Annotated in this window: 15 protein-coding genes; 13 read left to right on the top strand and 2 right to left on the bottom strand. The window is 56.3% G+C overall.

What is annotated here, in order from left to right; genetic code table 11:
• Positions 1–36 precede the first annotated feature (36 nt).
• From SIK69_RS04865 to gntU, 4 genes are all read left to right on the top strand, one after another.
• Complete coding sequence (locus SIK69_RS04865) at positions 37–732, top strand: pirin family protein (protein ID WP_319627052.1); 696 nt, start codon at positions 37–39, stop codon at positions 730–732.
• A 104-nt stretch (positions 733–836) separates the two neighbouring features.
• Positions 837–1,832: a gluconate operon transcriptional repressor GntR gene (gene gntR, locus SIK69_RS04870; RefSeq protein ID WP_319627051.1), complete on the top strand. Its 996-nt coding sequence runs from the start codon at positions 837–839 to the stop codon at positions 1,830–1,832.
• A 131-nt stretch (positions 1,833–1,963) separates the two neighbouring features.
• A complete protein-coding gene (gene gntK / locus SIK69_RS04875; protein ID WP_319785553.1) occupies positions 1,964–2,494 on the top strand; it encodes a gluconokinase in 531 nt (176 codons plus the stop codon).
• Complete coding sequence (gene gntU, locus SIK69_RS04880) at positions 2,494–3,834, top strand: gluconate transporter (protein ID WP_319785554.1); 1,341 nt, start codon at positions 2,494–2,496, stop codon at positions 3,832–3,834. Before gntK ends, gntU begins: the two co-directional genes overlap by 1 nt.
• Before the next feature lie 120 nt (positions 3,835–3,954).
• Here gntU and SIK69_RS04885 read toward each other — a convergent pair whose 3' ends face one another.
• Positions 3,955–4,548 (bottom strand): YhgN family NAAT transporter, encoded by a 594-nt coding sequence (locus SIK69_RS04885; protein ID WP_319627048.1) that lies wholly within the window; start codon positions 4,546–4,548, stop codon positions 3,955–3,957.
• A 206-nt stretch (positions 4,549–4,754) separates the two neighbouring features.
• Here SIK69_RS04885 and asd point away from each other — a divergent pair, with 206 nt between their 5' ends.
• The 6 genes from asd to glgP all read left to right on the top strand — a co-directional run bounded on the left by asd (position 4,755) and on the right by glgP (position 15,485).
• A complete protein-coding gene (asd, locus tag SIK69_RS04890) occupies positions 4,755–5,861 on the top strand; it encodes an aspartate-semialdehyde dehydrogenase (RefSeq protein ID WP_319785555.1) in 1,107 nt (368 codons plus the stop codon).
• A 236-nt stretch (positions 5,862–6,097) separates the two neighbouring features.
• Positions 6,098–8,284, top strand: a complete 2,187-nt coding sequence (glgB, locus tag SIK69_RS04895; protein ID WP_319785556.1) for a 1,4-alpha-glucan branching enzyme — start codon at positions 6,098–6,100, stop codon at positions 8,282–8,284.
• Complete coding sequence (gene glgX / locus SIK69_RS04900) at positions 8,281–10,269, top strand: glycogen debranching protein GlgX (protein WP_319785557.1); 1,989 nt, start codon at positions 8,281–8,283, stop codon at positions 10,267–10,269. The genes glgB and glgX overlap by 4 nt, the downstream gene beginning before the upstream one ends.
• A 22-nt stretch (positions 10,270–10,291) precedes the next feature.
• Positions 10,292–11,575, top strand: a complete 1,284-nt coding sequence (glgC, locus tag SIK69_RS04905) for a glucose-1-phosphate adenylyltransferase (RefSeq protein ID WP_319627044.1) — start codon at positions 10,292–10,294, stop codon at positions 11,573–11,575.
• 11 nt (positions 11,576–11,586) lie between these two features.
• Entirely contained in the window at positions 11,587–13,020 is a 1,434-nt protein-coding gene (gene glgA / locus SIK69_RS04910; protein WP_319785558.1) for a glycogen synthase GlgA, read from the top strand.
• Positions 13,021–13,037: 17 nt separating this feature from the next.
• Positions 13,038–15,485 (top strand): glycogen phosphorylase, encoded by a 2,448-nt coding sequence (glgP, locus tag SIK69_RS04915; protein ID WP_319627042.1) that lies wholly within the window; start codon positions 13,038–13,040, stop codon positions 15,483–15,485.
• 40 nt (positions 15,486–15,525) lie between these two features.
• Here the strand turns inward: glgP and glpD are convergent, their stop codons facing one another.
• Positions 15,526–17,034, bottom strand: coding sequence for a glycerol-3-phosphate dehydrogenase (glpD, locus tag SIK69_RS04920; protein ID WP_319785559.1), 1,509 nt, complete (start codon positions 17,032–17,034; stop codon positions 15,526–15,528).
• Between the two features lie 191 nt (positions 17,035–17,225).
• Here glpD and glpE point away from each other — a divergent pair, with 191 nt between their 5' ends.
• Genes glpE through SIK69_RS04935 form a run of 3 tightly spaced genes read left to right on the top strand, consistent with a single transcriptional unit; the run spans position 17,226 to position 19,204 of the window.
• Positions 17,226–17,552, top strand: a complete 327-nt coding sequence (gene glpE, locus SIK69_RS04925; RefSeq protein ID WP_319627040.1) for a thiosulfate sulfurtransferase GlpE — start codon at positions 17,226–17,228, stop codon at positions 17,550–17,552.
• 44 nt (positions 17,553–17,596) lie between these two features.
• Positions 17,597–18,427, top strand: coding sequence for a rhomboid family intramembrane serine protease GlpG (gene glpG / locus SIK69_RS04930; protein ID WP_319627039.1), 831 nt, complete (start codon positions 17,597–17,599; stop codon positions 18,425–18,427).
• A gap of 18 nt (positions 18,428–18,445) precedes the next feature.
• On the top strand, positions 18,446–19,204 hold the full coding sequence (locus tag SIK69_RS04935) for a DeoR/GlpR family transcriptional regulator (RefSeq protein WP_319627038.1): 759 nt from the start codon (positions 18,446–18,448) through the stop codon (positions 19,202–19,204).
• The last annotated feature ends 23 nt before the right edge of the window (positions 19,205–19,227 follow it).

Genomic DNA, 19,227 nt, shown 5'->3' on the forward strand with positions numbered 1-19,227 from the left:
ACTAACTCCATCGAAACGAACACGGAGTTAGACATCATGATTTACTTACGCAAAGCAAACGAACGTGGCCATGCAAATCACGGCTGGCTGGACTCCTGGCACACTTTCTCTTTCGCCAATTATTACGACGCGAATTTCATGGGCTTCTCCGCGCTTCGGGTCATTAACGACGACGTGATTGATGCCGGTCAGGGCTTCGGTACTCACCCGCACAAAGACATGGAAATTCTGACCTACGTGCTGGAAGGCGCGGTTGAACATGAAGACAGCATGGGCAACAAAGAGCAGGTGCCTGCCGGTGAATTCCAGATTATGAGCGCCGGAACCGGGGTACGTCACTCGGAGTACAACCCGAGCAAAACGGAAAAGCTGCATCTGTATCAAATCTGGATTATTCCGCAGGAAAACGGCATCACGCCGCGCTACGAGCAGCGTCGTTTTGACGCCACGCAGGGTAAACAGCTGGTGCTGTCACCTGACGCTCGCGACGGTTCGCTGAAAGTGAATCAGGACATGGAGCTGTACCGTTGGGCGCTGTTGAAAGACGAACAGTCGGTGCATCAGATTGCTGCGGATCGCAAGGTGTGGATCCAGGTGGTGAAAGGCGAGGTGTCGATTAACGGCACTAAAGCGACCGCCGCTGATGGCCTGGCGATTTGGGATGAGCAGGCGCTTTCGGTTCACGCTGACAGCGACGCTGAAATTCTGCTGTTCGATCTGCCGCCGGTATGATCCTGATTAAATAAAATAGAAGAACCTTCCTGGATATTCGGGAAGGTTCCGTCACGTCCATGATAAACTGGTGGAATGTCTCCCCCTTTATCAGCCTCTGGACGATGAAAAAGAAAAGACCCGTACTTCAGGATGTGGCCGATCGCGTCGGCGTGACCAAAATGACGGTCAGCCGTTTTTTGCGTAACCCGGAACAAGTTTCCGAAGCGCTGCGTGGCAAGATTGCTATCGCCCTGGATGAACTGGGTTACATTCCCAACCGCGCCCCGGATATTCTTTCCAATGCGACCAGCCGCGCGATTGGCGTACTTCTTCCTTCCTTGACCAACCAGGTGTTCGCCGAAGTGCTGAAAGGCATTGAAAGCGTGACCGACGCCTACGGCTATCAGGCGATGCTCGCCCACTATGGCTACAAGCCGGAAATGGAAGAGGAACGTCTGGAATCCATGCTTTCCTGGAATATCGATGGGCTGATCCTCTCCGAGCGTACCCACACCGCACGCACCCGCAAAATGATTGAAGTTTCCGGCATCCCGGTGGTCGAGCTGATGGACAGCCAGTCGCCGTGCATTGATATCGCCGTTGGATTCGACAACTTTGAAGCCGCGCGCCAGATGACCGCCACCATTATTTCGCGCGGCCATCGCCACATTGCCTATCTTGGGGCGCGTCTCGACGAACGTACGATCATCAAACAGAAGGGCTACGAGCAGGCGATGCGCGAGGCGGGCCTTACCCCCTACAGCGTGATGGTTGAGCAGTCGTCGTCGTACTCTTCCGGCATTGAGTTGATGCGTCAGGCGCGGCGTGAATACCCGCAGCTCGACGGTATTTTCTGTACCAACGATGACCTTGCGGTCGGTGCGGCGTTTGAGTGTCAGCGTCTGGGCTTAAAAATTCCTGACGATATGGCGATTGCCGGTTTTCACGGCCACGACATCGGCCAGGTGATGGAACCGCGTCTGGCGAGCGTCCTGACCCCGCGGGAACGTATGGGGCGCATTGGCGCTGAACGTCTGCTGGCACGTATCCGGGGTGAAATTGTTACGCCTAAGATGTTAGATTTAGGTTTCACATTGTCACCGGGTGGATCTATTTAATCCGACAAGTTTGAAGTAGATCACACAACTCAGTTTATCGTCCGACAGGTTATTGCTTATCCAAAAGCCCGGCAGGACAATGTTACCGATAACAGTTACCCGTAACAAACTGACCTTGTGGGAGCATCGCTTTGAGCACGACTAACCATGATCATCATGTCTACGTTCTGATGGGCGTCTCTGGGAGCGGAAAATCTGCCGTCGCCAGCGAAGTCGCGTATCAGCTTCATGCCGCGTTTCTTGACGGCGATTTCCTCCATCCGCGCAGCAATATTGTCAAAATGTCCTCCGGCGAAGCGCTGAATGACGACGACCGTAAACCGTGGTTGCAGGCCCTGAACGACGCCGCGTTCGCCATGCAGCGCACCAATAAAGTGTCGCTGATCGTCTGTTCCGCGCTGAAAAAAAGCTACCGTGACCTTCTGCGCGAAGGCAATCCGAACCTTTCCTTTATCTACATGAAAGGCGATTTCGACGTGATCGAAAGCCGTCTGAAGGCGCGTAAAGGCCACTTCTTTAAAACTCAGATGCTGGTCACTCAGTTCGAAACCCTGCAAGAGCCGGGTGCGGATGAGTCCGATGTATTAGTGGTTGATATCGATCAGCCGCTGGAAGGCGTGGTCGCCAGCACGATTGAGTTAATCAACAAAGGCAGTAAGTAGTGAGTACATTAACGCTTGTTTTAACAGCCGTAGGCTCCGTATTGCTGCTGCTGTTTTTAGTGATGAAGGCGCGTATGCACGCCTTCGTGGCTTTGATGGTGGTGTCTATTGGTGCAGGGCTTTTCTCGGGTATGCCGCTCGATAAAATCGCCGACACTATGCAAAAAGGGATGGGCGGAACGCTCGGCTTCCTCGCGATTGTGGTCGCTCTGGGTGCGATGTTCGGCAAAATTCTGCATGAGACCGGCGCGGTCGATCAGATTGCGGTCAAAATGCTGAAGTCCTTCGGACACAGCCGGGCGCACTACGCGATAGGCCTCGCAGGGCTTATCTGTGCGCTGCCGCTGTTCTTCGAAGTGGCGATTGTGCTGCTGATTAGCGTTGCGTTCTCGATGGCGCGTCACACCGGCACCAACCTGGTGAAGCTGGTGATCCCGCTGTTTGCGGGCGTTGCCGCCGCCGCTGCGTTCCTGCTGCCTGGGCCTGCGCCGATGCTGCTGGCCTCACAGATGCACGCTGACTTTGGCTGGATGATTTTAATTGGCCTGTGCGCGGCTATTCCGGGGATGATTATCGCCGGGCCGCTGTGGGGTAACTTCATCAGTCGTCACGTTGAGCTGCACATTCCGGACGATATCTCCGAGCCGCATCTGGGCGAAGGCAAAATGCCGAGCTTTGGTTTCAGCCTTGCGCTGATCCTGCTGCCGCTGGTGCTGGTTGGCCTGAAAACTATCGCGGCTCACTTTGTACCGCAGGGTTCGACGGCATATGAGTGGTTCGAGTTTATCGGCCATCCGTTCACCGCGATCCTCGTGGCGTGTCTGGTGGCGATTTATGGCCTGGCGATGCGTCAGGGAATGCCGAAAGACCGGGTGATGGAAATCTGCGGTGCTGCGCTGCAACCCGCGGGTATTATTCTGCTGGTTATCGGGGCAGGCGGGGTGTTCAAACAGGTGCTGGTGGATTCCGGTGTTGGCCCGGCGCTGGGTGAAGCATTGACCGGGATGGGCCTGCCGATTGCCATTACCTGCTTCGTGTTGGCGGCGGCGGTGCGTATCATTCAGGGCTCCGCGACCGTAGCCTGTCTGACAGCGGTGGGTCTGGTGATGCCGGTTATCGAAAAGCTGCACTACACCGGTGCGCAGATGGCTGCCTTGTCTATCTGTATCGCTGGCGGTTCGATTGTGGTGAGCCATGTTAACGACGCAGGCTTCTGGCTGTTCGGTAAGTTTACCGGAGCCACCGAAGCGCAGACGCTGAAGACCTGGACGCTGATGGAAACCATTCTGGGTACCGTCGGTGCGATTGTTGGGATGATTGCGTTTACGCTGCTGAGCTAGATTTTCGGCCAGGCCGACGACTTTTTCTGGCATAGTGGATTTGTTCCGTTCACGTTCGGTGCGGGTTGCGGAAACCTGCTGAACATCGGGTGAACGGAACAATTCCTCTAAACTTTAATGTCACCCCTTCATCCACACCCGGATACCGTCCAGGAACATCTGGGTGGCGAGCATCACCAGAATCAACCCCATCAGGCGTTCCAGCGCGTTAACCCCTTTCTCGCCGAGCAGGCGTAAAAACAGCCCCGACTGCAACAGAATCGCTACCGTACCGCCCCAGGCAAGCATCAGCGCTATCACTAAATGACTCATCTGATTCGGATATTGGTGCGACAGCAGCATCAACGTTGCCAACAGCGACGGACCGGCAACCAGCGGGATCGCCAGCGGAACGATAAACGGTTCTTCACCGGCCGGTAAGCCGTTGCTGTCGCCATCATTGCCGGGAAAAATCATCTTTATGGCAATCAGGAACAGAATAATGCCGCCAGAGATAGAAACCGTCTCCGCGCTCAGGTTCAGGAACGCCAGAATTTTTTCACCCGCGAACAGGAAAATAAGCATGATCAGCAGAGCGATTAAAAGCTCGCGGATCATAATGGCCCTGCGGCGCTTGGGCTCGGTGTGTTTCAGCACCGACATAAAAATCGGCAGGTTGCCCAACGGATCCATAATCAGGATCAACAGCACCGCAGCGGAAAGGATTTCACTCATAGATTGTTCCCTGATAATTGTGTTTCACACGGTCTCTACGCGTTGAAAATGACGCGTTAAATAAGCTTCTTTACTGAATCCTGCATAATCATTGATATTTTTCACTTGCGACTTTGGCTGCATTTTGTAATGTGAGGCATACCCTGCATTCTTTCGAGAACATCGGGGTCAGGACATCAGCACATCCCTCTGCAGGAATACACGCTATGAAAAATGTTGGTTTTATCGGTTGGCGCGGAATGGTCGGCTCAGTACTCATGCAACGCATGGTAGAAGAGCGCGATTTTGACGCCATCCGCCCGGTCTTCTTCTCCACCTCACAGTTTGGTCAGGCTGCGCCTGCATTCGGCACCCAGAGTGCTGGCACGTTGCAGGATGCTTTTGATCTGGAGGCGCTGAAGGCACTCGACATCATTGTCACCTGCCAGGGCGGCGATTATACCAACGAAATCTATCCAAAGCTGCGTGAAAGCGGCTGGCAGGGCTACTGGATTGATGCGGCGTCCTCGCTGCGCATGAAAGATGACGCCATTATCATTTTGGATCCGGTTAACCAGGCTGTCATCACCGATGGCCTCAATAACGGCGTGAAAACCTTTGTCGGCGGCAACTGTACCGTCAGCCTGATGCTAATGTCGCTCGGCGGCCTGTTCGCGCAGGATTTGGTCGAGTGGGTCTCCGTGGCAACGTATCAGGCGGCTTCCGGCGGCGGCGCGCGTCATATGCGTGAACTGCTCTGCCAGATGGGTGCGCTGCATAACTACGTCGCGGACGAGCTGGCGAACCCGGCGTCGGCGATCCTTGATATCGAACGCAAAGTCACTGCGCTTTCCCGCAGCGGCGATTTGCCGGTCGACAACTTCGGCGTACCGCTGGCCGGGAGCCTGATCCCGTGGATCGACAAACAGCTCGATAACGGTCAGAGCCGCGAAGAGTGGAAAGGCCAGGCCGAGACCAACAAAATTCTCGCCAGCCAAAACGTTATTCCGGTCGACGGACTGTGCGTACGTGTCGGCGCACTGCGCTGCCACAGCCAGGCCTTCACCATCAAACTGAAAAAAGATGTCTCTATTCCAACGGTGGAAGAGCTGCTGGCGGCACACAATCCGTGGGCCAAAGTGGTGCCAAACGACCGCGATATCACCCTGCGCGAACTGACGCCAGCGGCGGTGACCGGCACGCTGACCACCCCGGTCGGGCGTTTGCGTAAGCTGAACATGGGGCCGGAATATCTTTCGGCCTTCACCGTCGGCGACCAGCTCTTGTGGGGTGCCGCTGAACCGCTACGGCGGATGTTGCGACAGTTAGCGTAACAAAATGAAAAAAGGGGTGCTGAGTCACCCCTTTTTTGTGCCCGTCTCTTTATACGTATTAACTATTACCTTCATTTTTACCAGGAGTCAGATAAAGCCTTGGCTATGCTTAAGGGAGAGTTTTTTCCTTGAGGTGGGGCGACGCAGAAAAAGGAAGCACACGTGCTGCGTCGTTCAGGTCAAAAAAAGTCGCTACAGGTACTGGAAACAGCGGCACCTATAACAGGATGAATAGCATGTCCGATCGTATTGATAGAGACGTGATTAATGCCCTTATTGCAGGCCATTTTGCGGATCCCTTTTCCGTGCTTGGCATGCATAGCACTGACGCAGGGCTGGAAGTGCGCGCCCTGTTACCCGATGCCACCGAGGTGTGGGTCGTCGAACCAAAAACCGGACGCAAGATAGGTCAGCTCGACTGCCTCGACGCGCGCGGTTTCTTCTGTGGCGTTATGCCACGCCGCAAAAATCCTTTCCGCTATCAGCTGGCTGTGCTCTGGCACGGCCAGCAAAACCTGATTGATGACCCGTACAGTTTCGGCCCGCTGTTGCAGGACATGGATGCCTGGCTGCTGTCGGAAGGCACGCACCTGCGGCCTTACGAAACGCTGGGCGCACATGCGGCGACCATGGAAGGCGTGACCGGCACCCGTTTCTCGGTCTGGGCACCGAACGCGCGTCGCGTGTCGGTAGTCGGGCAGTTCAACTACTGGGATGGTCGTCGCCACCCGATGCGCCTGCGGGCGGAGTCGGGCATTTGGGAGCTTTTTATTCCCGGCGCGCATAACGGTCAGCTCTATAAATTCGAGATGATCGACGCTCATGGCCACCTGCGGATCAAATCTGACCCGTACGCCTTTGAAGCGCAAATGCGCCCGGAAACGGCATCGCTGATTTGCGGTCTGCCGGAAAAAATCGAGCAGCCGGAATCGCGCCAACAGGCCAATAATTTCGACGCACCGATTGCCATATACGAGGTGCATCTCGGGTCCTGGCGTCGCCATACCGATAACAACTTCTGGCTGAGCTACCGCGAGTTGGCCGACCAGCTGGTGCCATATGCCAAATGGATGGGTTTCACCCATCTGGAACTGCTGCCGATCAACGAGCATCCGTTCGACGGCAGCTGGGGTTATCAGCCTACCGGGCTTTACGCGCCGACCCGCCGTTTCGGCACGCGAGAAGATTTCCGCTATTTCATCAACGCCGCACACAACGCCGGGCTGAACGTGATTCTCGACTGGGTGCCGGGCCATTTCCCGTCGGACGATTTTGCGCTGGCGAAATTTGATGGCACCGAGCTGTACGAACACAGCGACCCACGCGAAGGCTACCATCAGGACTGGAACACCCTGATTTACAACTATGGCCGCCGGGAAGTGCAAAACTATCTGGTCGGCAACGCGCTGTACTGGATAGAGCGTTTCGGCATTGATGCCCTGCGTGTGGATGCCGTGGCGTCGATGATTTACCGCGACTACAGCCGCAAAGCGGGCGAGTGGGTGCCGAACGAACACGGCGGGCGCGAGAACCTCGAAGCTATCGAGTTCCTGCGCAGCACCAACCGCATTCTCGGCGAACAGGTGCCGGGCGCGGTGAGCATGGCAGAAGAGTCCACCGATTTCGCGGGCGTGTCGCGTCCTCCGGATATGGGCGGGCTCGGTTTCTGGTACAAGTGGAACCTGGGCTGGATGCACGACACCCTCGACTACATGAAGCTCGATCCGGTGTATCGCAAGCATCATCACGACAAACTTACCTTCGGCATGCTGTACAACGGCACCGAAAACTTCGTGCTGCCGCTGTCGCATGACGAAGTGGTCCACGGTAAGAAATCGATTCTCGACCGGATGCCGGGTGATGCGTGGCAGAAATTTGCCAACCTGCGTGCCTACTACGGCTGGCTGTATGCCTTCCCCGGCAAAAAGCTGCTGTTTATGGGCAATGAATTTGCGCAAGGGCGCGAATGGGATCACGACAGCAGCCTCGACTGGCATCTGCTGAACGGCGGCGATAACTGGCATCACGGTGTGCAGCGCCTGGTGCGCGACCTGAATCTGACCTATCGCCACCATAAAGCGCTGCACGAGCTGGATTACGACAGCTACGGCTTTGAGTGGTTGGTGGTCGACGATCATGAACGGTCGGTGTTTGTCTTTGTCCGCCGTGACCGCCAGGGCAACGAAATTATCGTCGCCAGCAACTTCACCCCGGTTCCGCGCCATCACTATCGGTTTGGCGTCAATCAACCGGGCCGCTGGCGCGAAGTGCTCAACACTGATTCGATGCACTATCACGGCAGTAACGCGGGTAACGGCGGTGGCGTGTACAGCGATGAAATTGCCAGCCATAACCGCCCCAATTCGTTGTCGCTGACGCTGCCCCCGCTGTCAACTATCTGGCTGGTCCGGGAGGCTGAATGAGTAAACTCACGGCAGGGAAACCCACCCCGCTTGGCGCAAGCTTCGACGGTCAGGGCGTGAATTTCACCCTTTTCTCCGCGCATGCGGAACGGGTTGAACTCTGTGTGTTTGACCAGGACGGCAACGAGCATCGGGAAGATTTACCGGGCCGCAGCGACAACGTCTGGCACGGTTATCTGGCCAATGCCCGGCCAGGACTACGCTACGGTTTTCGCGTTCATGGCCCGTGGGACCCACAGCAGGGGCATCGCTTTAACCCGGCGAAGCTGCTGCTCGACCCATGCGCCCATCGTGTGGACGGCGAAGCCCGGGACGACGATCGGTTGCACGGCGGGCACGATACGCCTGATAACCGCGACAGTGCGGGCGTCGCACCGAAATCAGTGGTGGTTGATCTTGATTACGATTGGCAAGACGACGCCCCGCCGCGCACGCCGTGGGGTAACACCGTTATCTACGAAGCGCACGTCAAAGGGCTGACGTATCTGCATCCGGGCATTTCCAAAGAACTGGCTGGCACCTATGGCGCACTCGCCCACCCGCTGATGATTGCCTACTTCAAAAAACTTGGCATCACGGCGATTGAACTGCTGCCCGTGGCGCATTTTGCCAGCGAACCGCGTTTACAACGCCTCGGGCTAACCAACTATTGGGGCTACAACCCGCTGGCTATGTTCGCCGTCGACCCGCGCTACGCCCGCTCGCCCGATACCGCGCTCACTGAATTTCGTGATGCGGTCAAGGCACTGCACGCCGCGGGAATAGAGGTGATCCTCGACATTGTCCTCAACCACAGCGCGGAGGTCGATCTCGATGGACCGACCTTCTCCCTGCGCGGAATCGACAACCGTAGCTATTATTGGATAAGGGACGATGGCGATTATCACAACTGGACCGGTTGCGGTAACACCCTGAATCTCAGTACGCCTGGCTCAGTGGAATATGCCCGCCAGTGCCTGCGTTTTTGGGTAGATGAGTGTCACGTGGACGGCTTCCGTTTTGACCTGGCCTCGGTGATGGGCAGAACGCCGGAATTTCGTCAGGATGCGCCGTTGTTTGAGGCTATCAAAAACGATCCGCAATTGAGCGCCGTGAAGTTGATTGCGGAGCCGTGGGACATCGGTGACGGCGGCTATCAGGTCGGGAATTTCCCGCCACTGTTCGCGGAATGGAACGATCATTTCCGCGATGCTGCGCGGCGTTTCTGGCTTCAGCAAAGCCTGTCGCTCGGGGATTTCGCCAGCCGCTTTGCGGGGTCCAGCGATGTGTTCCAGCGTGGGGAGCGTAAACCGTCAGCCTCGGTCAATCTGGTTACCGCCCACGACGGTTTCACCCTGCGCGACTGCGTCTGTTTCAATCAGAAACACAATGAGGCAAACGGGGAAGAAAACCGCGACGGCACTAACAATAACCATAGCTTTAACCATGGTATAGAAGGATTAGACGCCAACCTTGATGTTATCGAGCGGCGGCGGGCCAGCGTTCATGGCCTGATGGCAACGCTGCTGTTATCTCAGGGAACTCCGATGCTGTTGGCCGGGGACGAACACGGTCATAGCCAGCACGGGAATAACAATGCGTACTGCCAGGATAACCCCTTGACCTGGCTCGACTGGGAAAAGGCCAACGCTGGCATGACCACGTTTACCGCAACCCTCATTCATCTGCGCCAGCGCATCCCGGCGTTAACCCGGGACCGCTGGTGGCAAGAGGGAGATGGTAGCGTTTATTGGCTTGATCAGGATGCGCAGCCCTTAAGCGCAGACGCGTGGCAGACCGGTATCCCACGGATGCAAATCCTGCTTTCCGGGACCTGGCTGATGACGCTGAATGCCTCACAGGGCGTTGCCGATTTTGCACTACCTGAAGGGGAATGGCGTGCCATTCCTCCATTCGCCGGAGAGGATAATCCGGTGACCCTGGCTGTCTGGCATGGGCCCGCGCACGGAGTGTGCGTCTTCGAAAAGGTCCGCTCGGAAGTATAACGAGCGAGGAAAGGAGTTAATCATGGTTAGACTTGAAAAGAACGATCCTCTGATGTTAGCGCGTCAACTGCCGCTCAAATCGGTAGCGCTCATCCTCGCCGGCGGGCGCGGAACCCGACTCAAAGACTTAACCACAACCCGGGCCAAACCTGCCGTGCATTTCGGTGGCAAATTTCGCATTATCGATTTCGCCCTTTCTAACTGCATTAACTCGGGTATCCGCCGTATCGGCGTGATCACTCAGTATCAGTCGCACACCCTGGTGCAGCACATTCAGCGCGGCTGGTCGTTTTTTAGCGAAGAGATGAATGAGTTTGTCGACCTCCTGCCCGCACAGCAGCGCGTCAGCGGTGAAAACTGGTATCGCGGCACCGCCGATGCGGTCACGCAGAACCTCGACGTTATTCGTCGCTATAAGGCCGAATATATCGTTATCCTCGCCGGGGACCATATCTACAAACAGGACTATTCGCGGATGCTCATCGACCACGTCGAGAAGGGCGCACGCTGCACCGTAGCCTGTATGCCAGTGCCCGTTATTGAGGCAACCGCGTTTGGCGTGATGGCAGTGGATAACGAAGACAAGATTATCGATTTTGTTGAAAAACCGGCCAAGCCGCCAACCATGCCGGGCGATGACACCAAAGCCCTCGCCAGCATGGGTATCTATATCTTTGATGCCGACTATCTTTATGAACTGCTCGCCGCCGATGACGACGATGCCAACTCCAGCCATGACTTCGGCAAAGATATCATCCCGAAAATCGTCAAAGTTGGCATGGCGTATGCACATCCATTCCCATTATCGTGCGTACAGTCTGACCCGCAAGCCGAGCCGTACTGGCGCGACGTGGGAACGCTCGAGGCCTACTGGAAAGCCAACCTCGACCTCGCCTCTGTCACGCCAGAACTTGATATGTATGACCAGGACTGGCCAATTCGAACGCACATGGAGTCGCTACCCCCGGCCAAATTTGTGCAGGACCGTTCCGGCAGTCACGGGATGACGCTGAACTCGCTGGTCTCCGGCGGCTGCATCATCTCTGGCTCGGTGGTGGTGCAGTCGGTGCTGTTCCCACGGGTGCGCGTTAACTCGTTCTGTAACATTGATTCGGCTGTGCTGTTACCGGACGTCTGGGTCGGGCGCTCGTGTCGTCTGCGCCGCTGTGTTATCGACCGGGCCTGCGTCATACCTGAGGGCATGGTCATTGGGGAAAATGCGGAAGAGGATGCGCGTCGCTTCTACCGATCTGAGGAAGGTATTGTGCTGGTTACGCGTGAAATGCTGCGCAAACTGCAGGGCTGACAGGAGCGATAATGCAGGTTTTACATGTATGTTCAGAGATGTTCCCGCTGTTGAAAACCGGCGGTCTGGCGGATGTGATTGGCGCGTTACCGGCTGCGCAGATTGCCGATGGCGTGGATACGCGCGTACTGCTGCCCGCTTTCCCGGATATTCGTCGCGGGGTGACGGACGCACAGGTGGTGACCCGTCGCGATACGTTCGCCGGGCCGATTTCGCTGTTATTTGGCCATTTTAACGGTGTGGGCATCTATCTGATTGATGCCCCACACCTTTATGCGCGCCCCGGCAGTCCGTACCACGATACCAACCAGTTTGCGTACACCGACAACGTGCTGCGTTTTGCGCTGTTAGGGTGGGTGGGCTGTGAAATGGCCTGCGGGCTTGACCCGTTCTGGCGTCCGGAAATTGTCCATGCGCATGACTGGCATGCGGGGCTGGCTCCGGCATATCTCGCGGCCCGAGGCCATCCGGCAAAGTCAGTGTTTACGGTGCATAACCTGGCTTACCAGGGGATGTTTTACGCCCATCACATGAATGAAATTGACCTGCCGTGGTCGTTCTACAACATGCATGGGCTGGAGTTTAACGGCCAGATTTCGTTCCTGAAGGCCGGGCTTTATTACGCCGATCACATCACGGCGGTCAGCCCAACCTATGCCCGGGAAATTACCGAGCCGCAGTTTGGCTACGGGCTGGAAGGGCTGCTGCGCCAGCGTCATCAGGAAGGGCGGCTGTCGGGGATCCTTAACGGCGTCGACCCTGAGATTTGGAGCCCGGAAAACGACCTGCTGCTGGCGGCGCGCTACAGCCGCGATCAGCTGGAAGAGAAGGCCGAAAATAAGCGCCAGCTGCAAATTGCGATGGGGCTGAAGGTTAATGAAAAAGTGCCGCTGTTCGCCGTCGTGAGCCGCCTGACCAGCCAGAAAGGGTTGGATTTGGTGCTGGAAGCGCTGCCGGGCTTGCTCGAGCAGGGCGGCCAGCTGGCATTATTGGGGGCAGGTGACCCGGTGATGCAGGAAGGTTTCCTCGCCGCTGCCGCCGAGCATCCGGGGCAGGTGGGGGTACAGATTGGTTATCATGAAGCGTTCTCGCACCGCATCATGGGCGGGGCCGACGTGATTCTGGTGCCGAGCCGCTTTGAGCCGTGTGGTTTAACGCAGCTGTACGGTCTGAAATACGGCACGCTGCCGCTGGTGCGGCGTACCGGCGGGCTGGCGGATACCGTGTCTGACAGCTCGCTGGAAAATCTGGCCGACGGCGTCGCCAGTGGTTTTGTGTTTGAAGACAGTAATGCCTGGTCGCTGCTAAGGGCTATCCGGCGTGCTTTCGTGTTGTGGTCGCGCCCCTCGCTCTGGCGGTATGTCCAGCGTCAGGCGATGAGCATGGATTTTAGCTGGCAAGTCGCGGCGACATCTTACCGCGAGCTTTATCAACGCTTGATGTAATCACAGGACCCATTGCTATGAATGCACCGTTTACCTACGCATCACCCACACTCAGCGTTGAGGCACTGAAAAACTCGATTGCCTACAAGCTGATGTTCACTATCGGCAAAGATCCGGCCATCGCCAATAAACACGAATGGCTGAACGCCACGCTGTTTGCGGTGCGTGACCGCCTGGTAGAGCGCTGGCTGCGCTCCAACCGCGCCCAGTTATCCCAGGAAGTGCGGCAGGTTTACTACCTGTCGATGGAGTTTTTGATTGGCCGCACCCTTTCCAATGCGCTGTTATCGCTCGGTATTTATGACGATGTCAAAAACGCGCTGGAAGGGATGGGGCTTGACCTTGAAGAACTGATTGATGAAGAGAACGATCCCGGCTTAGGCAACGGCGGTCTGGGCCGTCTGGCAGCCTGTTTCCTCGATTCGCTGGCGACGCTCGGCCTGCCGGGGCGCGGCTACGGTATCCGTTATGACTACGGGATGTTTAAACAAAACATTGTCGATGGCCGACAGAAAGAGTCTCCGGACTACTGGCTGGAATACGGCAACCCGTGGGAGTTTAAGCGGCATAACACGCGCTATGCGGTGCGTTTTGGCGGGCGTATCCAGCAGGAAGGTAAAAAATCGCGCTGGGTCGAAACCGAAGAGATCCTCGCGGTCGCCTACGACCAAATCATTCCTGGCTACGATACTGACGCCACCAACACGCTACGCCTGTGGAACGCGCAGGCCAGCAGTGAAATCAACCTCGGTAAATTCAACCAGGGCGACTACTTCGCGGCGGTGGAGGATAAAAACCACTCCGAGAACGTTTCCCGCGTGCTTTACCCGGATGATTCCACCTATTCCGGGCGGGAGCTGCGTCTGCGTCAGGAGTATTTCCTGGTATCGTCCACGGTGCAGGACATTCTCAGCCGCCACTATCAGCTGCACAAAACCTACAGCAATCTGGCGGCCAAAATCGCCATTCACCTCAATGACACCCATCCGGTGCTGTCGATCCCCGAACTGATGCGCCTGTTAATTGACGAGCATAAGTTCAGCTGGGATGAGGCGTTCGAAGTGACCTGTCAGGTCTTCTCGTACACCAACCACACGCTGATGAGCGAAGCGCTGGAAACCTGGCCGGTGGATATGCTCGGCAAAATTCTGCCGCGCCATCTGCAAATCATTTTCGAAATTAATGACTACTTCCTGAAAACCCTGCAGGAACAGTACCCGAACGACACCGGGCTGCTGAGCCGTACCTCGATAATCGATGAATCCGACGGGCGTCGGGTGCGCATGGCGTGGCTGGCGGTGGTTATCAGCCACAAGGTCAACGGCGTGTCCGAACTGCACTCCAACCTGATGGTGCAATCGCTGTTCGCGGATTTCGCGAAGATTTTCCCGATGCGCTTCACCAACGTGACTAACGGCGTGACGCCGCGTCGCTGGCTGGCGCTGGCGAATCCGCCGCTGTCTGAAGTGCTGGATGAAAATATTGGCCGCACCTGGCGCACCGATCTCAGCCAGCTCAGCGAACTGGAACAGCATCTGGATTACCCGCTGGTCAATCAGGCGGTGCAGCACGCTAAGCTTGAGAACAAAAAGCGGCTGGCGGAGTACATCGCCCGCGAGCTCAATGTGGTGGTGAATCCTAAGTCGCTGTTCGACGTACAGATTAAGCGTATCCACGAGTACAAGCGTCAGTTGATGAACGTACTGCATGTGATCACCCGCTATAACCGCATCAAGGCCGATCCGACCGCCGAGTGGGTGCCGCGCGTGAACATCTTCGCCGGGAAGGCCGCATCGGCCTACTACATGGCGAAGCACATTATTCATCTCATTAACGACGTGGCAAAAGTTATTAACAACGACGCGCAGATTGGCGACAAACTGAAGATCGTGTTTATCCCCAACTACAGCGTGAGTCTGGCCCAGGTCATCATCCCGGCGGCGGATCTGTCCGAACAAATTTCACTGGCGGGCACCGAGGCATCGGGCACCAGTAACATGAAGTTCGCCCTGAATGGGGCGCTGACGATTGGCACGCTGGATGGGGCCAACGTCGAAATGCTGGAGCACGTCGGGGCCGAGAATATCTTTATCTTCGGTAATACGGCGGAAGAGGTCGACGCGCTGCGCGCCAAAGGCTACAAGCCGCGGGATTACTACGATAAGGATGAAGAGCTGCATCAGGTGCTATCGCAAATCGCCACCGGGTTGTTCAGCCCGGAGGAGCCGGGGCGCTACCGTGACCTGGTGGATTCGCTGATTAACTTTGGCGACCACTATCAGGTGCTGGCCGATTTCCGCAGTTACGTTGACTGTCAGGAGAGCGTCGATGAGCTGTATCGAAACCCGGAAGAGTGGACCACCAAAGCGATGCGCAATATTGCCAACATGGGCTACTTCTCGTCAGACCGGACGATTCAGGAGTACGCGGAGACTATCTGGCATATCGATCCGGTGAGGTTGTAAAACAATACCCTCTCCCTTCAAGGAGAGGGTATTTCGTCGACTAAGATGCCAACGACAGTTCACGCTTTCCCGCGTGATGTACCAACCATTGCGCCACGCGGGACTGTTCTTCCGCATTCAGCCACATACCCTGTTTGGTTCGACGCCACAACGCATCGTCCATCCGCCGCACCCATTCGTGCTCCACCAGATAGCGCAGTTCTGCCTCATAAAATTCATGCCCGAAATGCTCACCTAAATCCGCAATCCCTTTCGCTTCACCGAGGATCAACGCGGTGTTACTGCCGTAGGTACGTGCAAAGTGACGCGCCATGCCTTCGCTGATAAACGGATAGCGACGGCGCAGCTTCGCGGCGTAATCATCGCGGTCGCTGCCAATTTCGCCACCCGGCAGCACAGCCTCTTTGGTCCATGCCTGACCGATGCCTTTATAGTACGGCGTTAGTTTTTCCAGCGCGTGTTCGGCCAGCTTACGATAGGTGGTCAGCTTACCGCCAAAGACCGACAGCAGTGGGGCCTGGCCGTTATCATCGTGAATATCAAGGGTGTAATCACGGGTGATCGCCTGCGGGGAATCAGACTCATCGTCGCAGAGTGGACGCACGCCGGAGTAAGTCCAGACGATATCATCCCGACCCAGCTGTTTCTTAAAGTGCGCATTATGCACTTTCAGCAGATAGCTGATTTCACTCTCTTCAATTTCGACATTTTTCGGATCGCCTTTGTACTCCACGTCGGTGGTGCCGATGATGGAAAACTCATCCATCCACGGGATCACAAACACGATACGTTTATCTTCGTTTTGCAGGATGTAGGCCTGCTTCTGGGTATGCACCCGCGGCACCACAATGTGGCTGCCTTTAATCAGGCGAATGCCGTACGGCGATGGCAGATGCATCCCGTCATCAAAGAACTGTTTCACCCACGGGCCGGTGGCGTTCACCAGACCGCGAGCCTGCCAGCTAAATTTCTCGCCGGTATCAATGTCTTCTCCTTCAACAATCCACAGGCCGTTTTCGCGACGCGCGGAGGTGGCGCGGGTTCGGGTCAGCACCTCGCCGCCTTTTTTAACCACCATCTGCGCGTTGGCGAGCACCAGCCGCGCATCGTCGACCCAGCAGTCTGAGTATTCGAAACCGCGCACGATTTCAGGCTTCAGCACCGATTCTGCGCCAAAACGCAACCCGGTCGAACCGGGCAGGCTGGTACGTTTACCCAGATGGTCGTACATAAACAGGCCGATACGGATCATCCACGCCGGACGCAGGTGTGGGCGATGTGGCAAACGAAAACGCATCGGGAAGGCGATGTGCGGGGCCATTTTCAGCAGCACTTCACGCTCGGCCAGCGCTTCGCTCACCAGACGAAATTCATAGTGTTCCAGGTAACGCAGCCCGCCGTGGATAAGCTTAGAGCTGGCGCTGGAAGTCGCGCAAGCCAAATCCTGTGCTTCGAGCATCAGCACGGATAAACCCCGCCCTGCGGCGTCTGCCGCGATACCGGCACCGTTGATGCCACCGCCTATCACAATCAGATCTTTGGTTTCCATGCTGCGTCCTCGTGCACTTTCGTTAAAGTTCATTAATGTTCGTTATCGCTCATAATAGCAAACAAACGCGCAATTGGTAACATCAAAAAAACATTTCAGAGTGATGCGTGTAACAAATTAGCGTTTCCCTCCCGTCACGACGTACACTTGGCGGTAAACTTTTCCACCTGGAATCACTGAAAGAGAGCACCATGGACCAATTTGAATGTATCAACGTAGAAGAAGCGCACCAGAAGCTGCATCAGGGGCTGGCGGTGATGGTCGATATCCGCGATCCGCAGAGCTATGCGATGGGCCACACGCCGGGCGCGTTTCATCTGACTAACGACACGCTGGGCGCATTTATGCGTGATAACGATTTCGAAACGTCGGTGATGGTGATGTGCTATCACGGCAACAGCAGCAAGGGCGCGGCGCAGTATTTGCTGCAACAGGGTTTTGACCAGGTCTACAGCGTGGACGGTGGCTTTGATGCCTGGCATCGTCATTTTCCTGCGGAAGTGGCGCACGGTAGCTGAGTCAGTATACTGTCCTCTTTTGTGTGGAATAAGCGACGCTCCGTATGTTGATGATCACCTCTTTTACTAACCCGCGCGTCGCCCAGGCGTTTGTGGACTACATGGCAACCCAGGGCGTTGTCCTGACTATCCAGCAGCATGACCAAACCGATGTGTGGCTGGCCGACGAAAGTCAGGCCGCGCGTGTAGAGACAGAGCTGGCGCGTTTCCTGGAAAACCCGGCTGACCCGCGCTATCTGGCGGCCAGTTGGCAGTCGGGGCACACCAATAGCGGTCTGCATTACCGCCGTTTTCCGTTCATCGCTACCCTGAAAAGCAACGCCGGACCCTTGACCTGGCTCATTATGTGCGCCTGTATTCTGGTGTTTATTGTGATGAATGTGGTCGGCGATCAGGCGGTGATGATCGCGCTGGCGTGGCCGTATGACCCTTCCCAGCAGTTCGAGCTGTGGCGTTATTTCACCCACGCGTTCATGCACTTCTCGCTGATGCATATCCTCTTTAACCTGCTATGGTGGTGGTATCTCGGCGGCATGGTGGAAAAGCGCATCGGCAGCGGAAAGCTGCTGGTCATTACGGTGATAAGCGCCCTGTTAAGCGGCTTTATCCAGCATAAGTTTAGCGGCCCGTGGTTCGGCGGTTTGTCGGGGGTGGTGTACGCCCTGATGGGTTACGCCTGGCTGCGCGGCGAGCGCGACCCTGACAGTGGAATTCACCTCCCGCGTGGGCTGATTATCTTCTCGCTGTTGTGGCTGGTCGTGGGCTGGCTGGATCTTTTCGGGATGTCGATTGCCAACGGGGCTCACGTTACCGGGCTGGCAATCGGACTGGCAATGGCGTTTGCCGATACGCAGAATGTGCGAAAACGAACATAATAATTCCAGGGATCTTGCATGAAACAAACACAACGTCATGATGCGATTATCGAGCTGGTAAAAAAGCAGGGTTATGTCAGCACTGAGGAGCTGGTGGAGCAGTTTGCCGTCAGCCCGCAAACTATTCGTCGCGATCTCAATGACCTGGCGGAGCAGAAGATGATCCTCCGCCACCACGGCGGGGCGGCGCTGCCGTCCAGCGCGGTCAATACCTCGTGGCAGGACCGTCGTGCCACGCAGGCCGCTGAAAAAGAACGCATTGCGCGTAAAGTGGCGAGCCAAATTCCCAACGGCGCGGCGCTGTTTATTGATATCGGCACCACCCCGGAAGCGGTGGCGCATGCGCTGCTGGAACATTCTGATCTGCGTATCGTCACCAACAACCTCAACGTTGCTAACACGTTAATGGCGAAAGACGATTTCCGGGTGATCCTCGCGGGGGGCGAACTGCGCAGCCGCGACGGTGGCATCATCGGTGAAGCCACCCTGGATTTCATCTCCCAGTTTCGCCTCGATTACGGCATTCTCGGCATCAGCGGGATAGACAGCGACGGTTCATTGCTGGAGTTTGATTATCATGAAGTGCGCACCAAGCGGGCGATTATCGAGAACTCGCGTCATGTGATGCTGGTGGTGGATCACTCGAAGTTTGGTCGTAATGCGATGGTGAACATGGGCAGCATCAGTATGGTCGATGCGGTGTACACCGACGTGATGCCCCCGGCGGGGGTGTTGCAGGTGATTGCCGAGAATAATATTCAGTTAGAATTATGCTGATGGCCTAACCCTCTCCCCGATGG

This window comes from Scandinavium lactucae (assembly GCF_033843265.1).
Lineage (GTDB): Bacteria > Pseudomonadota > Gammaproteobacteria > Enterobacterales > Enterobacteriaceae > Scandinavium > Scandinavium lactucae.